Consider the following 24,426-nt stretch of genomic DNA (forward strand, 5'->3'; position numbering starts at 1 on the left):
CTGCGCGGCAACACCTCAAAAGGCTCACGATGAATGCAAAATCCAAGGGCGCCGTGCGTCACGGCGCAACCCGTCACCTGGTGCCCGGCCAGGCGTTGCGCCTGCCCCGGCGCGGTGGCGAACTGACGGTGCTGCGGGGCCGGCTCTGGCTCACGCGCAACAACGATCCCGGCGACCACTTCATCGACGTTGGCCAACGCGTGCGCCTTGGCGACCATGAGAACGCGGTGATCGAACCGGCCGGAAGCTCGCAGGGCGTGATCCTGCGCTGGGAACCCCGCCGCGCGGGTTTTACCGGCGCCTGGTTTGCCCTGCCCTTGAGCGGCGCGGCCTTCCTGGCCTGGATGGCGGCGCGTGGCTTCGCCGCGCTGGCGCGCAACGCGGCGGCAGGGGCCAGGCGCGCACGCGGCTGTTGCGAGATCACTGACCGCCACACTGTCTTCATTGCGCTGGAAGGCAGCGCGGCGCGGGAGCCGGGCCGCCGGGCCTGAAAGAAAAAAGGCCCGAGGCGTCAACGCCTGGGGCCTTTTGTTTCGTTGGCGACTTGCGCCCTGCGGGTCAGAACGGGATGTCGTCGTCCATGTCGTCAAAGCCGCTGGCCGCCTTGGACGCCGCGGGCGCCTGCCGTGGTGCGGCTGCCGCCGGTGCGCGCGCCGGTGCCGACTGGCGCGGGGCTTCGTAGCCGCCGCCACCGCCGTCATCACCGCCGGGGCCGCCCATGCCTTGGCGGCTGCCCAGCATCTGCATCTGGTCGGCACGGATTTCGGTGGTGTACTTTTCGATGCCGTCCTTGTCGGTCCACTTGCGCGTGCGCAGCGAGCCTTCCACATAGACCTGCGAGCCTTTGCGCAGGTACTGGCCGACGATCTCGGCCAGGCGGCCGTTGAACACCACACGGTGCCATTCAGTGGCTTCCTTCATTTCACCGGTCTGCTTGTCCTTCCACTTGTCGGTGGTGGCGATGGTGACGTTGGCGACCTGGTCGCCGCTCGGGAAGCTGCGCATTTCGGGGTCGCGGCCCAGATTGCCGACGACGATGACTTTATTGACGGATGCCATGAGGGGTTCTCCTGAGCTGATCTACAGAGCGAGGGCCCTGCTATTTATGAATGACTACAGTTTAACTGGCTGGCCCGGCAAGGCCTCGCCGCCCGAGGGCTCCGTAGCCGCATGGCGCCCGGGCGCCCGCATGGGCCAGGCAACCAGCAGCCAGGCCAGCATCAGGCCGCCGCACAGCAGGAAAAGCCCCTGGGCGCCGTGCGCCTTGGTGACCCAGCCGCCGACCGCGCCACCGGCAAAAAACCCCAGCGATTGCAGGGTGTTGTACACCCCCAGGGCCGCGCCGCGCGCATGCGCCGGCGCCAGCCGGGACGCGAGGCTGGGTTGGGTGGCCTCCAGCACGTTAAAACCGCAGAAAAACAGGAACAGCAGCGCAGCCAATGCGGCCAGGCCGTGCGGCGCCGGGGCCGATGAGGCCACCCACAGCAGTCCCAGCTGCACCACAAAGACCAGGCCCACGGCGCCCAGGAACACGGCCCGCAGGTAACCGCGCCGCTCCAGCGGGAACAGCACCGCGCCCATCACGACAAAAGAGGCCAGCACCGCCGGCAGGTAGACCTGCCAGTGGCCGGCCTTGTCCAGCCCGGACGCCACCAGCAGCGCCGGAATCGCCACCCACATGGCCAGCTGCACCGCATGCAGCACGAACACGCCGAAATCCAGCCGCAGCAGGGCCGGGTCTTTCAGGACTTCGAGCAGGCTGCCGCGCGGTCGATTCACGTGCTCCACTGGCTCGGGCGGCACCCACCAGGCGACCACCGCGATGCCGGCCAGCGCCAGCGCGCCGGTCAGGGCGAACAGGCCGTGCAGGCCGATATAGGCCGCAAGCAGCGGCGCGATGAGCAGCGAGAGCGCGAACATCAGCGCGATGCTGCCGCCCACCAGCGCCATGGCCTTGGTGCGCACCTCATCGCGCGTGGAATCGGCCAGCAGCGCGGTGACGGCGGCCGAAATGGCGCCCGCGCCCTGCAGCGCGCGGCCGGCAACCAGCCAGTTCAGGTCCGGAGCCCAGGCCGCGATGAAACTGCCCAGGGCAAATATGAGCAGGCCGGAAATAATTACTGGTTTGCGGCCCCACCAGTCCGAAGCGATGCCGAAGGGAATCTGCAGCAGGCCCTGCGTCAGCCCGTAAATGCCCATGGCCAGGCCGACACGCGCCGGATCATCGCCGCCGGGGTATTTGGCCGCCTCAAGCGCGAACACCGGCAGCACCAGGAACAGCCCCAGCATGCGCAGCGCAAAAATCGACGCCAGCGAGGCGCTGGCGCGCCGCTCGGTGGCGGTCATGGGAAAGGACACGGGGGAGGATGGCGCGGGCACGGGAATAAAACAGGCAAAAAGACTAAAAAAACGGAATAAATGGCCAAAGCCGGGGCGAATCGGGGCGTTGGGCCGCCGGAGCGCGACAAGCCCCGCCGCCCGGACCTTGTCCAGACAGCTATTGTGCTTGAAACGATGCTTCGGTCTATGATGGAGAGTTTTGCGGCTGCCACATCTTGAACTCTCCCGACGACAGCAAATACCTCGCCTCCCAGGCCGCAGAAGGTCGGCACGTGGCGGAGCCCGCCCAGGGCCGCTACCTGGCGCAAGCCCTGGCGGCCCAGCGCATCAGCATTCGCGGGGCGCGCACGCACAACCTCAAGAACATCGACCTGGACATCCCGCGCAACCAGCTGGTGGTCATCACCGGGCTGAGCGGATCCGGCAAGTCGTCCCTCGCCTTCGACACGCTGTACGCCGAGGGCCAGCGCCGTTACGTCGAAAGCCTGTCGACCTACGCGCGCCAGTTTTTGCAATTGATGGACAAGCCCGACGTGGACATGATCGAGGGCCTGTCGCCCGCGATCTCCATCGAGCAAAAGGCCACCTCGCACAACCCGCGCTCGACCGTGGGCACGGTGACCGAGATCCACGACTACCTGCGCCTGCTGTTCGCGCGCGCCGGCACGCCGTTCTGCCCCATACACGATCTGCCGCTGCAGGCGCAGAGCGTCAGCGAGATGGTCGACACCGTGCTGGCCCTGCCGGAGGACACCAAGCTGATGATCCTGGCGCCGGTGGCGCGCGACCGCAAGGGCGAGTTCGTGGACGTCTTCGCCGAGATGCAGTCCCAGGGTTATGTGCGTTTTCGCGTCGACGGAACGGCTTATGAGTTCGACGACCTGCCCAAGCTCAAGAAGACCGAGAAACACAACATCGACGTGGTGATAGACCGCATCAAGGTGCGCGCCGATTTGCAGCAGCGTCTGGCCGAAAGCTTCGAGGCGGCGCTGCGCCTGGCCGACGGCAAGGCCATCGCGCTGGAGATGGACACCGGCAAGGAACACCTGTTCAGCGCGAAGTTCTCCTGCCCGGTCTGCGACTATTCGCTCAGCGAGATGGAGCCGCGGCTCTTTTCGTTCAACTCGCCGGTGGGCGCCTGCCCGACCTGCGACGGCCTGGGCCACATGGAGTTTTTCGACCCGGCGCGCGTGGTGGCCTTTCCCTCGCTGAGCCTGGCCAGTGGCGCCGTCAAGGGCTGGGACAGGCGCAACGGCTACTACTTCTCGATGCTGGAAAGCCTGGCCAAGCACTACAAATTCAACATCGACACGGCCTTCGAAGACCTGCCGGACAACGTACAGCAGGTCGTGCTGCATGGCTCGGGCGACGAGGAAATCAAGTTCAGCTACGTGATGGACTCGGGCAACTTCGCCGGCAAGAAAATCAGCAAGAAGCACCCCTTTGAAGGTGTGATCACCAACTTCGAGCGCCGCTACCGTGAGACCGACTCCGCCGCCGTGCGCGAGGAGCTGTCCCGCTACCGCAGCGTGCAGCCCTGCCCCGACTGCGAGGGCACGCGCCTGCGCACCGAGGCGCGCCACGTCTACCTGGTGAGCGCGCCCGAGGACGGCGCCCAGCCCCAGCGCAAGGCGATCTATGAGATCAGCCACGCCACCCTGCGCGAGAGTTTTGAATACTTCAACGTGCTCAAGATGGAAGGCGCCAAAGCCGAGATCGCCGCCAAGGTGGTGCGCGAGATAGGCCTGCGCCTGAAGTTCCTCAACGACGTGGGCCTCAATTACCTGAGCCTGGACCGCAGCGCCGAAACGCTTTCGGGCGGCGAGTCGCAGCGCATACGCCTGGCCTCGCAGATAGGCTCCGGTCTGACGGGCGTGATGTATGTACTCGACGAGCCCAGCATTGGCCTGCACCAGCGCGACAACGACCGCCTGATCGGCACGCTCAAGCATTTGCGCGACATCGGCAACAGCGTGCTGGTGGTCGAGCACGACGAGGACATGATCCGCGCGGCCGACCACGTCATCGACATGGGGCCGGGCGCCGGCATCCACGGCGGGCGCGTGATGGCCCAGGGCACTTTCGACGAGGTGAAGAACAACCCCGATTCGCTGACAGGCAAGTATTTGGCGCAGACGCTGAAAATCGCCGTGCCCAAGCGCCGCACGCCCTGGCTGCCGACGGTGAAGGCGGTGGAAACCGCCGAGAAGAAAAAGGCCTCGCGCTTTCCGCAAAGCCCGGCTGCAGAACGCCGCGCCGCGCGCGAGGCCGTGCACCAGGCCACGCTGGGCGACATGCAGGCGCTGCGCGTGATCAATGCCACGGGCCACAACCTGAAGGGCGTGAGCGTCGAGTTTCCCGTGGGCCTCTTGACCTGCGTGACCGGCGTTTCCGGCTCAGGCAAGTCCACGCTGGTCAACGACACGCTGTACACCGCCGTGGCCCGCACCCTGTACCGCGCGCACGAAGAACCCGCCGCGCATGAAGCGATTGAAGGCATAGAACACTTCGACAAGGTCATCAACGTCGACCAGTCGCCGATTGGCCGCACGCCGCGCAGCAACCCGGCCACCTACACCGGCCTGTTCACGCCGATACGCGAGCTGATGGCCGAGATGAACACAGCCCGCGAACGCGGCTACGGCGCGGGGCGTTTTTCCTTCAACGTCGCCGGTGGCCGCTGCGAGGCCTGCCAGGGCGACGGCGTGGTCAAGGTCGAGATGCACTTCCTGCCCGACGTCTACGTGCCCTGCGACGTGTGCAAGGGCATGCGCTACAACCGCGAGACGCTGGAGGTCCAGTACAAGGGCAAGAACATCGCGCAGATCCTGGACATGACGGTCGAGGTCGCGGCCGAGTTCTTCAAGGCCGTTCCCGTCATCGCGCGCAAGCTGCACACCCTGCTCGACGTGGGCCTGTCTTACATCAAGCTGGGCCAGGCCGCGACCACGCTGTCGGGCGGCGAGGCGCAACGCGTCAAGCTCGCGCTGGAGCTCAGCAAACGCGACACCGGCCGCACGCTTTACATCCTCGACGAGCCGACGACCGGACTGCACTTCGCCGACATCGACCTGCTGCTCAAGGTGCTGCACCAGCTGCGCGACGCGGGCAACACGATCGTCGTGATCGAGCACAACCTGGACGTCATCAAGACAGCCGACTGGCTCATCGACATGGGCCCCGAAGGCGGGGCTGGCGGCGGCACCGTGGTGGGCGTGGGCACGCCTGAAGACATTGCCGCCAACCCGGCAAGTCACACCGGTCGGTATCTGGCACGCCTGCTTTAGAGCCGCTCAAAAGCCCTCCTGGCGTTGTTGCAGCCGCCTTGCCGTGCGGGTAGCACTGTCTGCGGCGGCGCGCCTAGCCAGGACCGCTTCGCTGGGCTTTGTGAGCAGCTCTTGGCTCCAGCTTGCACCTTTCTTTTTTCCTCATTCTTCTTTCATGGGATTCAGGTCTTGAACAGCTCCACGTTTTTCACCCAGCGCAAAGTCGTTTTCCTGCTGGCCTCGCTGTGCTGCCTGCTCTGGGGCAGCGCCTACCCGGCGATCAAGAACGGCTATGCGCTGTTCCACATCGCCGCCGATGACATTCCGTCCAAGCTGGTGTTCGCGGGCTGGCGTTTTATTTTTGCCGGGCTGGTGCTGCTGGTGTTTGCCCTTGCCAGCCGCAAGCCGGTGTTCCAGTTGGACCGCCGCACCTTCGGCCAGGTCACGCTGGTGGGCCTGACGCAGACCAGTGTGCAGTACGTGTTCTTCTATATCGGTCTGGCCTACGCCACGGGTGTGAAGAGTTCCATCATGAACGCGACCGGCACTTTCTTCAGCGTGCTGCTGGCGCACTACATCTACAAAAACGACAGGCTCAGCTTCAACAAGGTGCTGGGCTGCATGGTGGGTTTTGCGGGCGTGATGGTGGTGAACTTCAGCGAAAGCCTTTTGAGCTTTGACTTCACGCTGCTGGGCGAGGGTTTTGTGGTGATCGCCGCCTTTGTGCTGTCCGCCGCGAGCATTTACGGCAAGAAGGTCTCACAGCGCGTGGACTCCGTGGTGCTCACGGGCTGGCAGTTGGCCATAGGCGGCCTGGCCCTGCTGCTGATCGGTTTCGCCACCGGCGGCACCTTGGCGGGTTTTACCGTCAAATCCACCCTGCTGATGGTTTACCTCGTGGTGCTGTCGTCGGCGGCGTTTTCGCTGTGGACGATATTGCTGAAGTACAACCGCGTGAGCATGATCACGGTGTTCAACTTCATGGTGCCGATCTTCGGCACCATGCTGTCGGCGATGTTCCTGGAAGAGCGCTTCCTGGAGTGGAAAAACGGCTTGGCCCTGGTGCTGGTCTGCTATGGGATCTGGCTGGTGACCAAGGAAGAGAAAGAGAAGCCTGTCGATTGAACTTTGGTGGCGAACTTCCTCAAGCCCGCCGAACCAGAGAATTACATCGGCATCCGGTCCCGCCCCTCCCGGACGCCCTGCCGCACTTCCTGGATCGCGCCCAGCAAGTCCCAGAACTGCTTGGCCTGGACTTTGAGGCGGTAGTCGGTCTGGGCGATCTGCTCTTCGACCATTTCAGTCATGCGCGAATCCAGGTCGGCTGGCGGCAGCTTGAGGTAGGCCTCGCTTTCGGAGCCGTCGCGCACGATGGTGGCGCCGGCCTTGCGGGCGATGTTGAGCATGGCGGTGTTTTCGCTGAGCGCGTGGATGAACATCATGTCGACGCCGTCGTTGCGGGCGTGCATCACGGCCCGGTCAAACAGGCGCGAACCGTAGCCCCGGCCGCGGGCCTGGGCCAGCACCGAGACGCCGAACTCGGCGCAGCTCTTGAGATTCGGGTCGGTCGAATGCGCCAAATGGGCCATGGCGATCAGCTGCAGCTTGCGGTTGTAGATGCCGAAGATCTCGTCGCGGTCGAAGTTGAGGCCGTCGACATAGCGGCGGATTTGCTCGTCATTGGCCGAATAGCCGAAGCGCAGATAACGGTCGTGTTCATCCAGGGCCAGCAGGTGGGCGGCAATGCGTTCCCCGTGGCTGGGGCCTATGGAGCGGATGGGAACCATGACGGGCTGGACGCGCGGGGCGGCAGGCGTCTGCGGCGCGCTCGTCTCGGCTACAGGCGGGCGGAAGAACTCCTTGCTCGCGTTGTAGGAAGCTTTTAACAGTGTGCTGGGTGAAACCATGGCTTCAATATAAGGGTTTTCCCTAGAATTCCCAGTCTAAGGGCTTCTCCGGGGCCTTCAATAGGGAGACCTGCCAAAATCGCCCCGGATTGCCGATTTATCGCAAAAACAGGACCTGGGGAGCTATAAAAATCATAGCGAATTGGCGCCAGGGATGGAAATGTTGCAATGCAGCAACACAATCCAAACCGCGATCCTGCCAAATCCAGCACATAGCCATTGGCTACCCGCTTGTTGACGCAGGCCTGACTCGCCTCACGCTCTCACAAAGGCACGGCCGTGGTCGCCTTGACCCGGTCCAGCACAAAGCTGGTTTTGCAGTCCTGCACGCTGGGGTGCTTGAGCAGGGTGTCCATGATGAAACGGCTGTAGTGGGCCATGTCCTCGACCAGCACGCGCAGCAAATAGTCCATCTCGCCGGTCAGCGCGGCGCATTCGGCGACCTCGGGCCAGGTCTGCACGCTGGCGCGGAACAGGTCCATGGGATTGCGCTTGTGGCTTTCGGTGTGCTTTTCGAGGCGCACGTTGAGGTAGGCCGTCAGACCCAGGCCCACGGCCTCGGGTTTGACCAGTGCGACATAGCGGTCTATGACGCCGCTTTCCTCCAGCCGCTTGACGCGCCTGAGCACCGCGCTGGGCGAGAGGCCCACCTGGTCGGCCAGCTGGTCGTAGGTGGCGCGGCCGTCGTCCTGAAGTTTGCGCAGGATCTGGCGATCGAGCTTGTCGAGTGTTTCCATGCTGCTTATTTTGCAGGTTTACTGCGTCAAAGGCAATTTGAACGCCCTGTTTCGCAGTAAAACTGATGCCGGACGCCGCTAAAGTCCAATGCATAGCCCACCATTTTGGAGACACGCATGAACGCACGCACCGACGCCGCCCTGAACTTTGAACAAGGCGCGGCCTGGGACAACCCCATGGGCACCGACGGCTTTGAATTCATCGAGTACGCCGCGCCCGACCCGGCCGCCATGGCCGCGCTGTTCGTACGCATGGGCTTCAAGCCGATCGCCAAGCACCGCCACAAGAACGTGACGCTGTACCGCCAGGGCGGCATCAACTTCATCCTGAACGCCGAACCCGATTCATTCGCGCAGCGTTTCGCGCGCCAGCACGGCCCCAGCGTCTGCGCCATCGCCTTTCGCGTGAAGGACGCCAAGTTCGCCTATGAGCGCGCCATCGCGCTGGGCGCCTGGGGTTACGCCCACACGGCGGGCCCGGGCGAGCTCAACATCCCGGCCATCAAGGGCATCGGCGATTCCATCATTTATTTCATCGACAAATGGCGCGGCAAGAACGGCGCGCAGCCCGGCGACATCGGCAACATCGGTTTTTACGACGTGGACTTCGAGCCGTTGCCCGGCATCGCGGGCGACGCGCTCAATCCCGCCGGCCACGGCCTGACCTACATCGACCACCTGACGCACAACGTGCACCGCGGCCGCATGGACGAGTGGGCCGGCTTTTACGAGCGGCTGTTCAATTTCCGCGAAATCCGCTACTTCGACATCGAAGGCCAGGTCACCGGCGTGAAGAGCAAGGCCATGACCAGCCCCTGCGGCAAGATCCGCATCCCGATCAATGAAGAGGGCAACGAGAAAGCCGGCCAGATCCAGGAGTACCTGGACCGCTACCAGGGCGAGGGTATACAGCACATCGCCATGGGCAGCAACGACCTGTTCGCCACGGTGGACGCGCTGCGCGCCAGCGGCGTGAAGCTGCTGGACACCATAGACACCTACTACGAGCTGGTCGACAAGCGCATCCCGGGCCACGGCGAAAGCGTGGCGGACCTGAAGAAACGAAAAATCCTGGTGGACGGCAAAAAGGGCGCGTTGCTGCTGCAGATCTTCAGCGAAAACCAGCTGGGCCCCATCTTCTTCGAGTTCATCCAGCGCAAGGGCGACGATGGTTTCGGCGAAGGCAACTTCAAGGCCCTGTTCGAAAGCATTGAGCTCGACCAGATGCGCCGCGGGGTGCTGGCGGACGGAAAGACAGGCGGGAAAGCGGGCGCACAATAAAGCTCCTTTTGACCCACCCCTCACGGAGATTGCCATGTCCCTTCGCTTGAAATCGCATCGCCCTCTGGCCATGCTCGGCCTCGTCACAGCCGCCCTGCTGGCCTGCGCCGGCGCCTCGGCCCAGACGGTCGTCAGCATGATGCCGGCGTCCAGCCTGGACGCCGTGCAGAAAGCCGGCGTGCTGCGCATCTGCACACCGGGCGACTACAAGCCTTTCAGCTTCCACAAGCCGGACGGCGCGTTCGAAGGCATAGACGTGGACCTGATGACCTCGTTCACGGCCAGCCTGGGCGTGAAGCCCGAATACATCAAGACCAGCTGGTCTAACCTGATGCCCGATATGGCGGCCGGCAAGTGCGACATCGCGGTGGGCGGCATCTCGGTGACCACCGAGCGGCAGAAGAAGGCCTTCTTCAGCGCGCCCTATATGGTCAACGGCAAGACACCGATCGCGCGCTGCGCCGACGTCGCCAAGTACCAGACGGTGGCCGACATCGACAAGCCGGCCACGCGCGTGATCTTCAACCCGGGCGGCAGCAACGAGCGTTTTGCCCGCGCCAACTTCAAGCAGGCGCAGATGCGGCTGAACCCCGAGAACCTGACGATTTTTGACGAGATCCTGGCCAACCGCGCCGACGTGTTCGTCACCGAGTCGGCCGAGGCCATCACCCAGCAGAGGCTCAAACCTGGCCTGTGCGCGATCAACCCCGACAAGCCGCTGCAGTACGGCGAAATGGCCTACCTGCTGCCGCGCGGCGACGTGCCCTTCAAGGCCTACGTCGACCAGTGGCTGCATCTGGCGCGCGCCAGCGGCGAATACCAGCGTGTGGAGAGCCAATGGCTGAAGTAGCCGACAGCAAGAACAGCAGCGGCACGCCGCCGCCGGCGGTGTACGGCCAGTCCGACCGACCGCCGCGCGGCGATTACGCGCGTGGCGGCCAGGTCAACGCGGACTACACCTGCCCGCAGAACTACGCGGCCTATACCGCGGAAGACCACGAGACCTACCGGCGCCTGTACACGCGCCAGTCGGCCCTGCTGCCGGGACGGGCCTGCGGCGCCTTCATCGAGGCCCTGCCCAGCCTGGGCGCGAGCGACGCGATCCCCCGTTTTGAAGACATCAATGCGCGCCTCTTCAAGGCCACCGGCTGGCAGCTGGTGGGCGTACCGGGGCTGATCCCCGAGGTGCCGTTTTTCACGCTGCTGGCGAACCGCAAATTCCCGGTGACGGACTGGATACGCACGCCGGCCGAGTTCGACTACATCGTCGAACCCGACATCTTCCACGACCTGTTCGGCCACGTGCCGCTGCTGTTCGACCCGAGCTATGCCGACCACATCCAGGCCTACGGCAAGGGCGCGCTGAAGGCGCATGCGCTGGAGCACGGCACACATGGGACAGAGCCGATTCCCGGCGCGGTGGAAATGCTTTCGCGCCTCTACTGGTACACCATCGAGTTCGGCTTGATGCGCGAAACAAAGGGTGGCGACGAGGTCCGTGCCTACGGCGCGGGCATCCTGAGCAGCCCGGGCGAGCTGGCCTGGAGCGTAGAGTCCGCGGAACCGAAACGCATCCCGCTGCAGGACAATGCCGACCTGCTGCGCTGCATGTCGTCGACCTACAAGATAGACAGCTTCCAGCAGCAGTATTTCGTGATCGACAGCTTTGAGGCGCTGCTGCGGCTGACGGAGCCGGACTTCACGCCCTTCTACCGGGCGCTGGCCCAGACGCCCGCCGCGGCCTAAGCAGGGCTGGCCATCCAGCCGTTGAGCGCGTGCCGGGTCTGTTCGGCCAGCTCACAAAGCCGCGCCACCTGCGGCCCCGCATCGGCCGGCCACTGGCCCTGCAGGCAGGACTGCTCCAGCACAAAACAGGCGTCGCTGAGCGCCTCGGCGCCCACATTCGACGCCGCGCCCTTGAGGGCATGCGCCGCGCGCGAGAGCTCGGCGCTGTCCGAGGCAGACAGCGCTTCGCGGATGTCATCAATACGGTTCGGCGCGTCGCTGGCGAACAGCGCGATCACCTCGCGCGTCATGCTGCGCTCTTCGTCGTCGAATTCCTTGAACTGCTCCAGGCGGCTCCAGTCCATCAGGACAACCGAAGACGCCTCGGCCCCCGGCGGATTGCCCTGGGCAAGTGCCGCTTCGGCCGCCATGATTTTCGCGGCGCCTGCGTCCTCGGGTTTGCGGGCGTAGCGGGCCAGCGCTTCCGACAGCTCGTCGATGCGCAGCGGCTTGGGCAGAAAGCCCACCATGCCGGCCGCCAGGCAGCGCTGCCGGTCTTCTTCGAGCACCGAGGCTGTCAGCGCGATGATGGGCGGCGCGGCGGTGCCATGCGCGGCGATGATCTCGCGCGAGGCGGCAAAACCGTCCATCACCGGCATATTGGCATCCATGAGAACGGCGGCATAGGCCCGGGGGCCGTCGCGGCTGCTCACGCCGCCTTCAGGGCGCAGCGAGGCGGCCACGCGGTCCGCCGCCTCCCGCCCGTTGAGGGCGGTGGCGGCCTCGTAGCCCAGCTTGGCCAGCATGGCCAGCGCCACCTTGAGGTTCACTGCGTTGTCGTCGGCCACCAGGATGAACTGGTTGCGGGACTCGGGCTTGCCGGCTTCGGCCACGGCCTTGACGGCTTCCGGTGCCGAGGTGACGCGGGCGATCGCCTCGAAGAGCTGCGACTGCCGGTAGGGCTTGAGCAGGCGCGCGTCGAACACCTTGGCCTGCTCGCCGGTGGGCATGGTGCCCGAGGTCAGCAGCACGATGCGGCTGCCCGGATACCGTTCGCGCAGGGTCTGGGCAAAGGTCTGGCCGTCCATCTCGGGCATGTGCATGTCGGTCACCACCACATCCACGGGCGGCTGGCCCCGCAGCCAGTCCAGCGCTTCGGCGGCACGTTCAAAGAGCGCGGGCTCCATGCTCCAGCGCCTGAGCTGCTTGTCGAGGATGCGCAGGTTGACGGGGGTGTCGTCGACCACCAGCACACGCTTGCCGGCCAGGCTGACCATGTGCAGCGAAGACAGCTTGGCGATCTCCGGCGCATCGGCATAACCCAGCCGCGCGGTGAACCAGAAGGTGGAACCCTGGCCCGGCGCGGACTCCAGCCCGACGCCGCCGCCCATCAGCCCGGCCAGGCGCTTGCAGATGGCCAGCCCCAGGCCGGTGCCGCCGTATTTTCGGGTGGTGCTGGTGTCGACCTGCGTGAAAGACTGGAACAGCGCGGACTGGCGGTCCAGCGGGATGCCGATGCCGGAATCCTTGACGCGGAATTCAATCAGCCCGCCGCGCTCGGGCGTGGCGTCCTCCAGCACGTGAGCCGAGACGATGACCTGGCCGTGCTCGGTGAACTTGACGGCGTTGTTGACGAAGTTGAGCAGGACCTGGCGCAGGCGCGTGACGTCGCCGCACACCCAGGTGGGCAGCTCGTCGCCCATGTCGACCAGCAGCTCCAGGCCTTTTTCGCGCGCGCGCGGCGCGCCGATGTCGCAGGCCTCCTCGATGGTGGCCAGCAGGTTCAGCGGCTCGTTTTCCAGGTCCAGCTTGCCGGACTCGATCTTGGAAAAATCCAGGATGTCGTTGATCACGCCCAGCAACTGGTCGCTGGAGACGCGCATGGTGTGCAGGTAGTCGCGCTGCTCGGGGTCCAGCGGCGTGTCGGCCAGCAAGGTGGTCATGCCCACCACGCCGTTGAGCGGGGTACGGATCTCATGGCTCATGGTGGCCAGGAAGGCGGCCTTGGCGCGCGCCGCGGCCAGCGCCTCTTCGCGGGAGGCGGCCAGCTCGGCGGTGCGGCTGGCAACCCGAGCCTCCAGCGTCTCGTTGGCGTCCTGCAGAGCGATGTTCTGCGCGTCGATGGCGGCGCGGTTGCGCAGGATTTCCTCGGCGCTGTCGTGCATGGCCTGCGACAGCTGCCGCACCTCGGTGATGCGGGCGTTCTGCTGCACCTGTGGCACTTCGGCGCGCGCCAGCTGTCCGGCGGCCACGCTCAAAGCCCGGAAGCGCCGGCTCAAGCGGTAAGCCAGCCAGGTAGCCAGCAGCGCGCCCAGCACCAGCGCCAGGACCATCACGCCCAGGGTGTTGCGCAGGGCCGCCTGGCTGGCGGCGGCAAAGTCGCTCTCGGGGGCCGCCACGACCATACTCCAGCGCAGCCCCAGGCTTTCGCCGAACGGCTTGAGCACCACGATCAGGGTGTCGTCCCCCATGGGCACACGGTGCAGGAAGGCGATGCGCTGCACGCTGTCGGGCAGGGTCTGGCCCAGGCTGGGAGCCACCTCGTTGTAGGCGCTGCGGATGACGGGGTTGCGGCTGTCCAGCGGCTTGCTGCGTTCCAGCTTGCCGCCGGCGCTGGTGAACAGCGGGTCTATCGTCGAGTTGGCGACCAGCAGCCCGCGCTCGTCGAGCAGGAAGGCGGTGCCGTGGGCGCTGAAGACCATGGTCTGCAGCAATTCCTTGAGCTGCGCCAGGTGCAGGTCCACCGCGAACACGCCCAGTGAGCCGCCGTCCGCCCCGTACACCGGCTGCGCCAGCGTGATCAGCAGCTGGTTGTGCGCCGCCGAGGGGGACACGGCGGTGAAGCTGCGCCCCTTGTTTTCCATGGCGGCCTGGTACCAAGGCCGGGTGCGCGGCTCGTAGTTTGCGGTATCGGCCGAGGCTTTCTGCCGGCGATCGCCCGGGTATTCGGCCGAGAAATAGCTGCGGCCCTGCCCGCCTTCCCTGCGTACCGCGACCTGCGTGGCGCCATTGCCGTTTTGCGACAGCGCCTCCACGCCCAGGTATTCGCCGCGATGTGTCGCCAGCACCATCTGGGGCACACGGGGGCTCATACGGGTCATGGCAAACGCTGTCTGCTCGAACAGCGTCGGGTTCTGGATCAACTGCCGCGCGCGTGCCACGCCGGCCTCGCCGGGCTGCTCCTGGACCAGGCCGTTGAGCACGACGTGGGCCTGCGCCAGGTGCTCCTGGGTGCTGATCTGCACCCGTTGCGCCACGCCGTCGACGGTCTTCTCGGCCAGCGTCTGCACGCTTTGCAGGTTGCTGCGGTACAGAACCCACCCCACGGTGGCGGCCGGCACGATGGAAAACAGCAGCAGGCTGGTGACCAGCACCGCGCGCAGCGACCAGCTGCGCCCGGGCAGGCTGCCTGCCGCGGCGCCCATCTGGCGTGCCGTCATGCCAGCCCCACGATTTCCACGGTGTCCAGCGGCTTGGCGCGCCCGGCGATCTGCACCAGCGCTCGCCGGCCGGTGCGCACCGCGCCGGTCACCAGCCGAGTGGCCTGCACGCTGGCGGCGATGGTCCAGTCCAGCGGAGGCTTGCCCTGGAACAGCCTGAGCGTCGCGGCCACCGTGTCGCCTATGGGCGTGGTCTGGCCGGAGCGGCCTATCAAGCCGTCCAGGCGCGCAAAGGCGACGGGGCCGCTGTGCAGGGCCACGCCCAGGGCGAAGTTCGGCAGGCCGCGCTCCGGAAAGCGCTGGCGCACATAGGTGTCTATGCGCTTGGTGGCGTCGGCCAGCCCGAGGGCCGCGCGCATCGCGCGCAGGCCGTGGTTGACGGAATGGGTGTCGGCGGCGTCCACAAACACGCAAAGCATGCCGTCGCCGACGAACTGCATGTAGTGCGCGCCGAACAGGTAGACGGTGTCGCCGACACTGCTGTACAGCCGCTTGACGACGTCGCTGAGCTCCGGGCCGGACAGGCACTGCGTCCACAGGCCGTAGTCGCGCATGTCGGCGAACAGCACCGTGGCGCTGGCGAATTTGTCGTTGTCCTGCACCGCGCCGGTTTCAGGCCACTGCTGGCTCAGCGACTGCGCCATGCGTATCTCATAAAGGTCGCTGATCTTCTGGCCCTGCTCCACCAGCGCCAGTTGCACGGCCTTGTCCACCACCTGGGCACGCATGGCTTCGGCGCGCGTCAGCTTGTTGAGCTGCGCGTTGACCGCTTCGCGCAGCTCCTGTGGGGCGAAGGGCTTGGTCAGGTAGTCGTCGGCGCCGGTGGTCATGCCCTGGCGCATGTGGGTGCGGTCCTGCAGCGAGGTCAGCAGGATCACGGCGATGGTGGCCAGCGCGTCGTCATTGCGCACCCTGTCCAGCACCTCGAAGCCGTCCAGCTGGGGCATCTGGATGTCGCTCACCACCACGTCCGGCCTGAATTCGCGGATCAGCTCCAGGCCTTTGGCGCCGTCGTCGGCCTCCATGACCTCATGGCCCTCTTTCTTGAGCACCTGGGTGACCAGCATGCGTGTGCCTGCGTCATCATCAATCACCACGATCAAGGGCATACCAAACTCTCGCTAATGTGTTTCTGGGAGTCCAAGTTCTTATTTTGTCGGCAACTGCCCCGAAAGTCGCGCGGCAACGCGGCTTATTAGCGCGGTTTTTTTCACACGCGCCGCCCGGTCGCGCCCAACCGCGAGCCACGTGCATGAACCAACGAAAGGATAATCCCGGCTGAACTGCTACGACTGGCGCGTAGAGGCACCCAATTCAGCATTCAGGCAACACTGCGCGGCAAACCGGGTTAACCCTTTTGCCTAGCAAGTAACGCCTCCTACAAAAAGAGGGCGTAATGGTTTGTTACTTCGCTTACGATATCCTTCAAAAAGAGGAGCTCTCCGTAATCTCCGAACCGGGCAGATTCCGGGGAAACAAGGCTCCTGACAAGAGGCGTTCAGCGCTCACGGCAGAGTTACAAAAGTACCGCATTCATTCCATCAACCGAAACATCAGGAGAAATTTATGGGCTTTTTCATGAAAGAACACGACATCTACATCGGAACGATGCTGGATGAACTGAACCTGCGCTTTGCGCCCTCACAGGGCAAGGAGTCGCATTTCGGCGGCATCCTGGAGATGGTCGCCCTGCAAAAAGAGTTCAAGCTCTTCAAAAAGGGCCGGTCCTTCAAAATGAGCTGCGCCGCCCTCAACCTGGGTGCCCGCAACAACGAGGTCAAAAACCTTTGGCAAAACCTGCTGGGGAATCTGTACAGGCACGGTTCCAACAAAAAGGGCCTGGACGGCGACGCCGCCATCGTGGACGCCCTCATCAAGAACCTGAGCTCCAAAACGCCGCTGCCGGTTTTCTTTACCTCCCATGACATGCGAGGTGACAAGGCCAACACGGAAGTCAAGATCATCGACAAGAGCCAGCCCATCCATTACCTGGAGCAGGACTACCTGACGATTTCCATTCCGATGCAGCCGATCTCCGCCGTCAAAAAATCGGCCCCCAAGCCCGCGGCAAAAAAACCCGCGGCCAAAAAGAAGTAAGCAGGCCGGCCGCGAATCATGACCGGGAGCCTCCACGCCGGAAATCAGCTGGCGGAACTGTACCTGGACATTGAGCGGTATTACTCCCGGAAAATAATGCTCCACGGGGCCACTCCTTTGGGGGTGGCCTGGCTATGCCAACCGACGCAGGAGTTGCGCTTTGTGCAGCTCTTGCGCATATGTGAAGCGCAGGTATCGTTTTCGCTCAACGACCTCGGCTGCGGCTACGGGGCCTTGCTGGCATTCCTGGCAAAGCGGCACCGGCGCAAGAAGATCGACTATCTCGGCCTGGACCTGTCGGCGCCAATGATCGCCGAAGCCCGCCGCCTGTGGGTCCGGCGCCCGCACACCGAATTTCTCGAGGCGAATGCCAGCCCCCGGGTGGCCGACTACTCGGTGGCCAGCGGCATCTTCAACGTCAAACTGGGTCAAGGCGAGGCGCTCTGGACGCATTTCGTCGAGACAACTCTGACCGCCATGCGCGCCGCCAGCCGGCGGGGCTTCGCGGTGAATTTTCTCGCGCCGTTGGCCCAGGGGGAGACGACCCAGCCGGAACTCTACAGGACCCCTCCCGGCGTGTGGCAGTCTTACTGCGAAGAAAACTTTCACGCCCAGGTTGAAGTGCTGCAAGACTACGGGATGCGTGAATTCACGCTGCTGGTGCGCTTGGCTTAGGCGCCTGTCAACGTCCCATCAGCTCGGCCAGCTGGCCCCGCTCACTGACCAGCGCCTGCTCGTACATTCTGGCGCCCGTCAGCTTGATCAGTTGCTCCGCCTGGTTAAAGAGCGCCACAGCCCTTTGCAGCGAACCCAAATCCGCCGCCTGGCGCAGCACACCGCCCCAGACAATCAGCGCCCGGCACTCTGTCAGGCGATTGCTTCGTTTCTGTGACAGTGCGACCGCCTCTTTCGCAATCACCAGCGCCTCGTCCAGATTGCCCGCCTTGTAGTGGCGCTCGGCGAGGCTGGCCCGTATCTCGGTTTCGAATTCCACGGCCACACGCGTCCCCATGACGAGATCCAGCGCTTGCGAGTAGCTTTCTTGCGCGGATTCCAGGTCACCCCTGGTCACCTCGGCCAGGCCATTGCACCACAGCGCAAACACCCTTGAGTAAGGACTCCGGTGCTCCTGCGCGATCTTGGAGACTTTTGCCGAATGCTCATGCGCCAGCGCGGCATTCTGGAAGCAGGCGGCGAGTTCGACCGACAGGTGATGTGCGATCTGCCCGATCACGGGATCGTCCATTCCTTCGTCGGCCGACAGCATCTTTTGCAGGCACTCTTTGGCGTCGTCGAAGCGCCCCATCCGGATCAGCAGGCGGGCGCGAATGCCAAGCACCCATTGTTCAATGCTGAAGTCGATGAACTCCCGGTCGAACTGGTCGATGCTCGCGACGCCCTCCATGGCTGCATCATTGGCCGCCAAGCCCTGCTCCAGCAGGCCGGCCCAGGCGTAGGCCTGGCTTAAGGCCACATTGAGCATCGCGACCCGCCCGGCGTCCCTGCCCGGAGGCGTGAGGGACAAGGCTTTGAGGACGCATTCCACATAGTCGTCCGCCGCCCCACCGCCGGACTGCAGGATTCGCCCCTGCGCGAAGAGCAGCAGTTGCACCAGCCGGCTGTCGACTTCGCTGGCATGGCCGATAGCCTCATGGATGATCAGCTGGACTTCCTCAGGGCTCAGCCCCTCGCGCCAGCCAAGGTAGACGATCCGCCCGCCGGCGAGAGCCCGCAAGCTGTTGACCTGGGGCGAGCGCTCTTGCCCGTCCAGCAAGGTCCACACCTTGCGCCAGTGCTTGATGGCCTGCGCGGAATTGGTGGACCCGGTCCACCTGGCCGCGCGCGCCTCGTGCTGCGCCGCATTGACCGGTTGCCCGGCGGCTTCGTAGTGGTAGGCGATCAGCGCGGCAAACTCGCCCGGTTGCGCGCTGTAGTGCGCCTCCATGGCCATGGCCACCGCGGCGTGCAGATTGGCCCGTCGCGCCTTGAGCTGGGTGCTGTAAGCCACCTCCTGGATGAGAGGATGGCGAAAAGCGAAACGGCGCCCGCCCGCAATCTCGCGCAACAACTGCAGCAATTCGGCCTCGCACAGCCCGTCCAGGCCGGTCTCAAGCTGGCTCACCAGGTACACGGCGACGTCCTGCAGCACAGCCAGGGGAATTTCCTTGCCGATCACGGCGCAGACGTGCAGCAGCGTTCTCTGGGTGGCGACAAGCCGGTCTATGCGCTCGCCGATCACGGCCTGCACGGTCGCGGGCAACGCATGCGCCAGAGAGGCGACATCCGACTTTCTCTGGCTTGACACCGCCAGCGAGACGCTCTTTTCGATCAGGGAGTGCGCCAGTTCCTCAGCGAAAAAAGGATTGCCGGCGGAACGCTCCACGATGAGAGGGAAAAAATCGAGCAACTCGGGATGGTGACTCAAACGCTCGCGCACCAGTTCTTCCGTGTCGGACAAACTCAAGTCCGCCAGTTGCATGACCCGGAAGTGGCGCATCGTCCACCACGGGGCCTGGTAGCCGGGCCTGTAGTTGAGCAGCAGCAGTGTCCTGGTTCCGGCCACGGCAGCGACCAGCGCCGAGAGAAATTCCGCGCTGGCCTCATCCAGCCAGTGCAGGTCTTCGAAAACAATAACGGAGGTGGTCGCACCGGCCTGTTTCACCAGTTCGTGCAACAGGCCCAGGAGCCTGGCGCGCCGTGCCTTGGGGTTCAAAGTGCAAGGCTGACCGTTCTCATCGGCCACGCCGAGAAACTCGCTGAGCAAGGCCAGGTCGTCCGCGGACACCGCACCAAGCCTGGCCAGCCCACGCACAATGCATTCGCGCGCGGCGGCAGCATCGTGCGCCGGCGTGATGTGGAAAAAACAGCTGCGCAACAACAGCAGGACCGGCTGCAAGGGCGTGGCATGGCCATAAAGCTGGGTTCTGACTTCGAAGACGGGCACATGGCGCAAATGGCACCACTGGGCAAATTCGTGGCAGAGCCGGCTTTTGCCGGTACCGGGCGCTCCGGACAAGCCAATGACGGAGCCTTCCCCGTTCTCGGCATTGCGCAACGCGTCCTGCAGCATGCTCAGCTCCCGGGACCGCCCCCGGAAAAGCGACAGCGCGGCCTCATGAAAGCTATGGCTTTGCACGTCGTTTTTCATACCCAACAGGGCGTGCAGTTCGACCGGCTCCGCGATCCCCCTGAGCGGGTGCTTGCCCATGGGCCGGGTATCGCAGGCCGAGCGCACCAGCGACAGGCAGTCGGCCGTCAGGCAGATTCCGCCGGGTTCCGCCAATGCCACTACGCGGCTGGCCAGGTGAATCGAATGGCCGTGAACGCCGCCGCCTCGGGTGGCGTCGACCGCCTCGGTGTCCAGGGCGACCTGGCCCGAATGCAGGCCGACCCGGATCCGCAGGCTCGAGTCGGGGCCTTCGAAAGCCGTCTGCATCGCCAGCGCGGCCTCGCAGGCCAGGCTGGCGTGGCCTTCCAGCGCACGGGGCACACCGAACAGGGCCATGATGCCGTCACCGAGCGTGCGGACGACGGTGCCGCCGAAGCGCTCCACCGCATTGCACATGCGCTGCACGGCAGGCCGCAACTGCTCCATGGCTTGCTCCGGGTCCAGGCCGGCCACATGCTCGGTGGAGCTGACAACGTCCGCGAACAGGATGGTGGCGTGCTTGAGCGCACCCCATTGGATTTCCGAGACCAGCGGGGGGGCGCTGGTGGGCTCCTGCACATTGAGCCCAAAGGCGGCGCCACAGTTACCGCAAAACCGGTTGCTCACCGGGTTCACGGTCAGGCACGAAACACAGCGCAACGACATCTTCTATCAGTCCCTCTCCACAACAGGAAAACCACCAAGGCGAATCGTTGCACGACCCTCGCAACAAATCAAGGCATTAGTGGCTTTGCTTCAGGGGAGAACCTTCACGGCCTGCCATGCTGAAACCACGGCGGTGTACTCTTTTGACTTACTGCCGAAGCGCGCGCCGGCGACGCGGCTTGTCGCACGCGCTGCGTCCAGGAAGCTGGCCTTGGGCTTGAGTTTGGGGAAAGCCTCGTACCAGATGAGCCCAGCCTTCTCCCAGGAGAAGCCGCCTATTTTTTTGGCAGCCAGGTAAAACGCATGATTCGGGATACCGGAGCTGTCGTGCACGTCAGCGCCGTCGACATACTGCTCCATCGTCTTGAACTGGTCGTCGTCATACCAGGTCAATTTGCGATTGCCGGGGTCTTTGAGCGAGCGTATGGCCTTGCCGTGCTGCGGCGCGAGCATGTTCTCGCCGAGCAGCCAGTTGGCCTGGGCCGCCGTCTGGCCCAGATGCCACTGCTTGACCAGGCTGCCCATGACATCGGAGAAGGATTCATTGAGGGCGCCGGCCTGGCCCTGGAGCATGTGCGTCTGCTCCTCGAACTCACGGTCTTTGCGCGCCAGCGTGACCACACCCAGGCCGCCGGGGATCATGTACTGGATAACGCCATGGGCCAGTTCGTGGGTGATGATGTCCAGTGCCTCGGTGAAGCCTCCGACATTCTCGTCGCCATCGCCGTAGACCATCTGCTCGCCGGTCCACATGGCGTTGGCAAAATTTTTGCCGAAATGCACGGCCGATTCCACACGCATGCTGCGGTTGTCGAGAGAATCCCTCCCGAAAACCTGATGGAAAAAATCCAGGGCAATGCCGGTGTTGTCGTACACCTGGTTGACGCTGCGGTCCTTGACCGGCTTGTCTCCTTCATGGCGCACCGGCTTGCCCGGCAGGTCGGTATCGAAGCCGGCATTAAAAATACTGCGGCGATAAGCCTGCGCCGGCATGAAAGACTGGGGGGATTGGACCGTGCGGGGAACGGGCGCCTGCTTGGCGCAGACATGGCGGTGCGTGCGCAGCCGCATGCTGTTTTCGATGTGCTCATTGAGCCGCTGGCGCTCCTCTTCCCCGGATTTCTCGGCGAGCTTGCGAAAAAGCTTGGACGGGACGGCAAAACAAAAGCAGCGGTACGCGGGTTTCACGAATTCGGCCCTTCAGTGCGAAAAAAGCCGGGGCGCAAATGCCAACAGGCTCAAGCCGCCCGAATGCGGCACACTGAAGCCGATGGCACGGCAATCCACCAAACAAGGCTTGCCATAGGCTCCCGTGCCAATGCGAACGTCAGCAGCAGCGACACCGGTACGCTCAAGCACCATTCGCAGCACCGCGCGCGTTGCCTGGCGCTGACGGCGCTCTTCGGGCGGGACGATGCCGGAATACTGCTGCGGCAGGAAGTGCGCAAGCGTCGAATAGCTCTTTTGCACGCTGAACTGTCCCAGCGTGATGATCACACTGAAAAGAGGCAATAACAGGGTGCTGAAAAGCATCCCGATGAGATATGCAGAGCCCACCCATCCGGCATAAACGATATCAATGCGCCCTTCCGACACGAGAGACAGAATCAGAAAAGGCAATATTTGAAACGGGAGGGAGCCTGTCGCTGAAAAAACACCGGCCCCAATTAGTACGCGCAAAATTACTCCAATCTGAAATCCCGATGGTCTTTTCGCTCACCTGGCACCCTATCGCCTTCAGCACAGGATCAGAAGTTGAACACTGCGGACGATATTTTTCCCAAGGCGGCTAGCCCATCCAGGATGGCGACGTTCACCCCAGTTTTTGTATAAGGCAGCCGCAAAGCGGACCTTTAGTGCATCAAAACCGCAGCTAAATGCAATCTACCATGGGTTTTGCTCAAGCATAACAATTCCGATGTTTCTGTAGATAAAGCCGCGCACAGTATTTCCATTACCCGCGTTCTCCTCCAAAATGAGGAGGTAAAAATTTGTTACGCCGCTTACGATGTACCCCCTGACTGAATTACCCGCCCACATGAACCGGAGCACCAAGGTGCTGCTGGTCATGGATGTGGTGGAGTCCGTCAGGATCATGGAACAGGACCAAGATGATTTCGTACGGCGATGGCAACAACTGGTGCAGCAGGCTGAGCAGCAAATTCTGCCGCAGCACGGCGGCCGCATTGTCAAAAGCCTGGGTGACGGCCTGATGCTGGAATTTTCCAACGCGCAAGGCGGTGTCAAGGCAGCGTTTGCTATGCAGCATTTCAGCCAGCAGGCCAATTCCGGCCTGCAGCCCGAACAGCAAATGCATCTGCGTATGGGCGGCCACCTGGCCAGCTTCGTGGCCGACCAGCACGACATTTACGGCACCGACGTCAATCTGACTGCGCGCTTTTGTACGCTGGCGGGTCCCGGTGAATTGGTGGTAACGGCCGAGTTGCGCGACAACCTCACCGCCAATCTGGATGCCGACGTTGAAGACCTGGGTGAATGCCACCTCAAGCATGTTGAGAAACCCGTTCGTGCTTACCGCATAGGCCCGATCGGCGAGCATCCGGTCATCACCCACGGCAACGCTGTGCGCCTCGACTTGCGGCCCACCATCGCGGTCATCCCCTTTGCAATGCGAAGCACCGAACCCGGGCATGAAATGCTGGGTGAAGCACTGGCAGACGAGGTAATCGCCTCACTGTCCCGGACCTCGGAACTGCACGTCATCTCGCGGCTGTCCACGACGGTCTTTCGCGAACGGCATGAGGCAATTGAGGATATCCGCACACACTTGGGTGCGACCTATATCCTCTCGGGCACCTGCCGCAGTGCGGGCACGCAGTTGGCGTTGTTTGTAGAGCTCATTGACGCCAAAACCGAGAAACTGGTGTGGGCGGACAATCTCAAGGGGCAAGTACACGGCGTGTTTGCCACAGATGATGAGTTGATCTCCCGGCTCGTGGCGGCCATCAGTTCTTCCATCATGTCCCAGCAACTGCAACGTGCCCGGAGCCAGGCGCTGCCGACTCTGGATGGCTACACGCTGCTGTTGGGTGCGGTCGCGCTGATGCACCGTACAGGATTTAGCGAATTTGACCGTGCTCGCGAGATGTTGGAACACCTGATTGATCGAAGCCGCCGGCATCCGGTTCCTCATGCCTGGCTCGCCAAATGGCATGTTCTGCGGGTTCAACAAGGCTGGACCGAAAATGCAGAACTTGAGGCAAAGCGGGCACTCGATTGCACCAAGAGGGCGCTGGACTTCGAGCCGGAATGTACCCTGGCATTGACGGTTGATGGATTCGTTCACACCAATTTGCTAAAAGACTTTGATACCGCGACACAGCGCTATGAGCACGCTTTGTCGATCAATCCCAGCGAATCCATGGCATGGCTTCTGATGGGAACGCTTCATGCATTCAGGGGCGAGGGAGAGGTTGCACTCAAGGCCAGCGAAAGAGCCCTGGGCCTGTCCCCATTGGATCCGATCCGCTATTTTTACGATGCCTTGGCAGCTTCTGCCGCAATTTCAGCGGGAAATTACCCGCGAGCCATTGAGTTGGCAAAGCGATCCCTGAGGGTCAACCGCACCCACACATCAACCCTGCGCGCTCTCGCAATTGCGCAGTCGCTCGATGGGCAAGTGGAAGAAGCCAAAAAGACCGTCACTCAGCTTCTGCTGCTGGAACCTACATTGACTGTGACCAGCTTTTTGCAACGGTCCCCGAGTAGCCGATTTGAGATGGGGCGGATTTGCGCAGATGCACTGAGCGTCGCGGGCTTACCTGCATAGTTTTTTCATACAAATTAAGAGGAGAAGGA

18 protein-coding genes are annotated in these 24,426 nt (G+C 63.7%); 9 read left to right on the top strand and 9 right to left on the bottom strand.

What is annotated here, in order from left to right; translation table 11 throughout:
* Nucleotides 1-29 precede the first annotated feature (29 nt).
* Nucleotides 30-491 carry a DUF2917 domain-containing protein gene (locus tag AC1D0O_RS13135; protein WP_477653954.1) on the top strand — a complete coding sequence of 154 codons (462 nt, stop codon included), beginning with the start codon at nucleotides 30-32 and terminating at the stop codon, nucleotides 489-491.
* A 67-nt stretch (nucleotides 492-558) separates the two neighbouring features.
* Here AC1D0O_RS13135 and ssb read toward each other — a convergent pair whose 3' ends face one another.
* Together ssb and AC1D0O_RS13145 are read right to left on the bottom strand one after the other, a co-directional pair.
* The gene (gene ssb, locus AC1D0O_RS13140) at nucleotides 559-1,059 is read right to left on the bottom strand and encodes a single-stranded DNA-binding protein (protein ID WP_411885621.1); all 501 of its coding nucleotides are present in this window, start codon (nucleotides 1,057-1,059) and stop codon (nucleotides 559-561) included.
* 54 nt (nucleotides 1,060-1,113) lie between these two features.
* Complete coding sequence (locus tag AC1D0O_RS13145) at nucleotides 1,114-2,346, bottom strand: MFS transporter (RefSeq protein WP_477653955.1); 1,233 nt, start codon at nucleotides 2,344-2,346, stop codon at nucleotides 1,114-1,116.
* A 209-nt stretch (nucleotides 2,347-2,555) separates the two neighbouring features.
* Here AC1D0O_RS13145 and uvrA point away from each other — a divergent pair, with 209 nt between their 5' ends.
* Together uvrA and AC1D0O_RS13155 are read left to right on the top strand one after the other, a co-directional pair.
* A complete protein-coding gene (gene uvrA, locus AC1D0O_RS13150; RefSeq protein ID WP_477653956.1) occupies nucleotides 2,556-5,627 on the top strand; it encodes an excinuclease ABC subunit UvrA in 3,072 nt (1,023 codons plus the stop codon).
* A gap of 168 nt (nucleotides 5,628-5,795) precedes the next feature.
* On the top strand, nucleotides 5,796-6,731 hold the full coding sequence (locus tag AC1D0O_RS13155; RefSeq protein ID WP_477653957.1) for a DMT family transporter: 936 nt from the start codon (nucleotides 5,796-5,798) through the stop codon (nucleotides 6,729-6,731).
* A gap of 41 nt (nucleotides 6,732-6,772) precedes the next feature.
* Here the strand turns inward: AC1D0O_RS13155 and AC1D0O_RS13160 are convergent, their stop codons facing one another.
* On the bottom strand, nucleotides 6,773-7,513 hold the full coding sequence (locus tag AC1D0O_RS13160) for an N-acetyltransferase family protein (RefSeq protein ID WP_477653958.1): 741 nt from the start codon (nucleotides 7,511-7,513) through the stop codon (nucleotides 6,773-6,775).
* Nucleotides 7,514-7,776: 263 nt separating this feature from the next.
* Entirely contained in the window at nucleotides 7,777-8,250 is a 474-nt protein-coding gene (locus AC1D0O_RS13165) for an Lrp/AsnC family transcriptional regulator (RefSeq protein ID WP_477653959.1), read from the bottom strand.
* 117 nt (nucleotides 8,251-8,367) lie between these two features.
* Here AC1D0O_RS13165 and hppD point away from each other — a divergent pair, with 117 nt between their 5' ends.
* Genes hppD through phhA form a run of 3 tightly spaced genes read left to right on the top strand, consistent with a single transcriptional unit; the run spans nucleotide 8,368 to nucleotide 11,277 of the window.
* Nucleotides 8,368-9,531: a 4-hydroxyphenylpyruvate dioxygenase gene (gene hppD / locus AC1D0O_RS13170; protein ID WP_477653960.1), complete on the top strand. Its 1,164-nt coding sequence runs from the start codon at nucleotides 8,368-8,370 to the stop codon at nucleotides 9,529-9,531.
* A 34-nt stretch (nucleotides 9,532-9,565) separates the two neighbouring features.
* Nucleotides 9,566-10,381, top strand: a complete 816-nt coding sequence (locus AC1D0O_RS13175) for a transporter substrate-binding domain-containing protein (RefSeq protein WP_477653961.1) — start codon at nucleotides 9,566-9,568, stop codon at nucleotides 10,379-10,381.
* Nucleotides 10,369-11,277 (top strand): phenylalanine 4-monooxygenase, encoded by a 909-nt coding sequence (phhA, locus tag AC1D0O_RS13180; RefSeq protein WP_477653962.1) that lies wholly within the window; start codon nucleotides 10,369-10,371, stop codon nucleotides 11,275-11,277. The genes AC1D0O_RS13175 and phhA overlap by 13 nt, the downstream gene beginning before the upstream one ends.
* Here the strand turns inward: phhA and AC1D0O_RS13185 are convergent.
* On the bottom strand, nucleotides 11,274-14,696 hold the full coding sequence (locus AC1D0O_RS13185) for a response regulator (RefSeq protein ID WP_477653963.1): 3,423 nt from the start codon (nucleotides 14,694-14,696) through the stop codon (nucleotides 11,274-11,276). The two genes, phhA and AC1D0O_RS13185, sit on opposite strands and share 4 nt — an antisense overlap.
* Nucleotides 14,693-15,805 carry a response regulator gene (locus tag AC1D0O_RS13190; RefSeq protein ID WP_477653964.1) on the bottom strand — a complete coding sequence of 371 codons (1,113 nt, stop codon included), beginning with the start codon at nucleotides 15,803-15,805 and terminating at the stop codon, nucleotides 14,693-14,695. The genes AC1D0O_RS13185 and AC1D0O_RS13190 overlap by 4 nt, the downstream gene beginning before the upstream one ends.
* Nucleotides 15,806-16,274: 469 nt before the next feature.
* Here AC1D0O_RS13190 and AC1D0O_RS13195 point away from each other — a divergent pair, with 469 nt between their 5' ends.
* Together AC1D0O_RS13195 and AC1D0O_RS13200 are read left to right on the top strand one after the other, a co-directional pair.
* Complete coding sequence (locus AC1D0O_RS13195; protein ID WP_477653965.1) at nucleotides 16,275-16,793, top strand: hypothetical protein; 519 nt, start codon at nucleotides 16,275-16,277, stop codon at nucleotides 16,791-16,793.
* Between the two features lie 18 nt (nucleotides 16,794-16,811).
* The gene (locus AC1D0O_RS13200; protein WP_477653966.1) at nucleotides 16,812-17,468 is read left to right on the top strand and encodes a methyltransferase domain-containing protein; all 657 of its coding nucleotides are present in this window, start codon (nucleotides 16,812-16,814) and stop codon (nucleotides 17,466-17,468) included.
* Between the two features lie 7 nt (nucleotides 17,469-17,475).
* On the opposite strand, the gene AC1D0O_RS13205 is transcribed toward AC1D0O_RS13200, so the two are convergent.
* From AC1D0O_RS13205 to AC1D0O_RS13215, 3 genes are all read right to left on the bottom strand, one after another.
* Nucleotides 17,476-20,601: an ATP-binding protein gene (locus AC1D0O_RS13205; RefSeq protein WP_477653967.1), complete on the bottom strand. Its 3,126-nt coding sequence runs from the start codon at nucleotides 20,599-20,601 to the stop codon at nucleotides 17,476-17,478.
* A gap of 96 nt (nucleotides 20,602-20,697) precedes the next feature.
* Nucleotides 20,698-21,795, bottom strand: a complete 1,098-nt coding sequence (locus AC1D0O_RS13210) for a M4 family metallopeptidase (protein ID WP_477653968.1) — start codon at nucleotides 21,793-21,795, stop codon at nucleotides 20,698-20,700.
* Between the two features lie 12 nt (nucleotides 21,796-21,807).
* Nucleotides 21,808-22,140 carry a 4'-phosphopantetheinyl transferase family protein gene (locus tag AC1D0O_RS13215; RefSeq protein ID WP_477653969.1) on the bottom strand — a complete coding sequence of 111 codons (333 nt, stop codon included), beginning with the start codon at nucleotides 22,138-22,140 and terminating at the stop codon, nucleotides 21,808-21,810.
* A gap of 505 nt (nucleotides 22,141-22,645) precedes the next feature.
* On the opposite strand from AC1D0O_RS13215, the gene AC1D0O_RS13220 reads away from it, so the two are divergent.
* Entirely contained in the window at nucleotides 22,646-24,397 is a 1,752-nt protein-coding gene (locus tag AC1D0O_RS13220) for an adenylate/guanylate cyclase domain-containing protein (protein WP_477653970.1), read from the top strand.
* Nucleotides 24,398-24,426: the final 29 nt, after the last annotated feature.

This window comes from Polaromonas sp. P1_F2 (genome assembly GCF_056405735.1).

Excerpts from the sequence above, each read along its gene's own strand:
- ssb (WP_411885621.1), bottom strand. The coding sequence starts at position 1,059 with ATGGCATCCGTCAATAAAGTCATCGTCGTCGGCAATCTGGGCCGCGAC.
- AC1D0O_RS13200 (WP_477653966.1), top strand. The coding sequence starts at position 16,812 with ATGACCGGGAGCCTCCACGCCGGAAATCAGCTGGCGGAACTGTACCTG.
- AC1D0O_RS13135 (WP_477653954.1), top strand. The coding sequence starts at position 30 with ATGAATGCAAAATCCAAGGGCGCCGTGCGTCACGGCGCAACCCGTCAC.
- AC1D0O_RS13165 (WP_477653959.1), bottom strand. The coding sequence starts at position 8,250 with ATGGAAACACTCGACAAGCTCGATCGCCAGATCCTGCGCAAACTTCAG.
- AC1D0O_RS13160 (WP_477653958.1), bottom strand. The coding sequence starts at position 7,513 with ATGGTTTCACCCAGCACACTGTTAAAAGCTTCCTACAACGCGAGCAAG.
- AC1D0O_RS13215 (WP_477653969.1), bottom strand. The coding sequence starts at position 22,140 with ATGCTTTTCAGCACCCTGTTATTGCCTCTTTTCAGTGTGATCATCACG.
- AC1D0O_RS13190 (WP_477653964.1), bottom strand. The coding sequence starts at position 15,805 with ATGCCCTTGATCGTGGTGATTGATGATGACGCAGGCACACGCATGCTG.
- AC1D0O_RS13185 (WP_477653963.1), bottom strand. The coding sequence starts at position 14,696 with ATGACGGCACGCCAGATGGGCGCCGCGGCAGGCAGCCTGCCCGGGCGC.
- phhA (WP_477653962.1), top strand. The coding sequence starts at position 10,369 with ATGGCTGAAGTAGCCGACAGCAAGAACAGCAGCGGCACGCCGCCGCCG.
- AC1D0O_RS13145 (WP_477653955.1), bottom strand. The coding sequence starts at position 2,346 with ATGACCGCCACCGAGCGGCGCGCCAGCGCCTCGCTGGCGTCGATTTTT.
- hppD (WP_477653960.1), top strand. The coding sequence starts at position 8,368 with ATGAACGCACGCACCGACGCCGCCCTGAACTTTGAACAAGGCGCGGCC.
- AC1D0O_RS13175 (WP_477653961.1), top strand. The coding sequence starts at position 9,566 with ATGTCCCTTCGCTTGAAATCGCATCGCCCTCTGGCCATGCTCGGCCTC.
- AC1D0O_RS13220 (WP_477653970.1), top strand. The coding sequence starts at position 22,646 with ATGAACCGGAGCACCAAGGTGCTGCTGGTCATGGATGTGGTGGAGTCC.
- AC1D0O_RS13195 (WP_477653965.1), top strand. The coding sequence starts at position 16,275 with ATGAAAGAACACGACATCTACATCGGAACGATGCTGGATGAACTGAAC.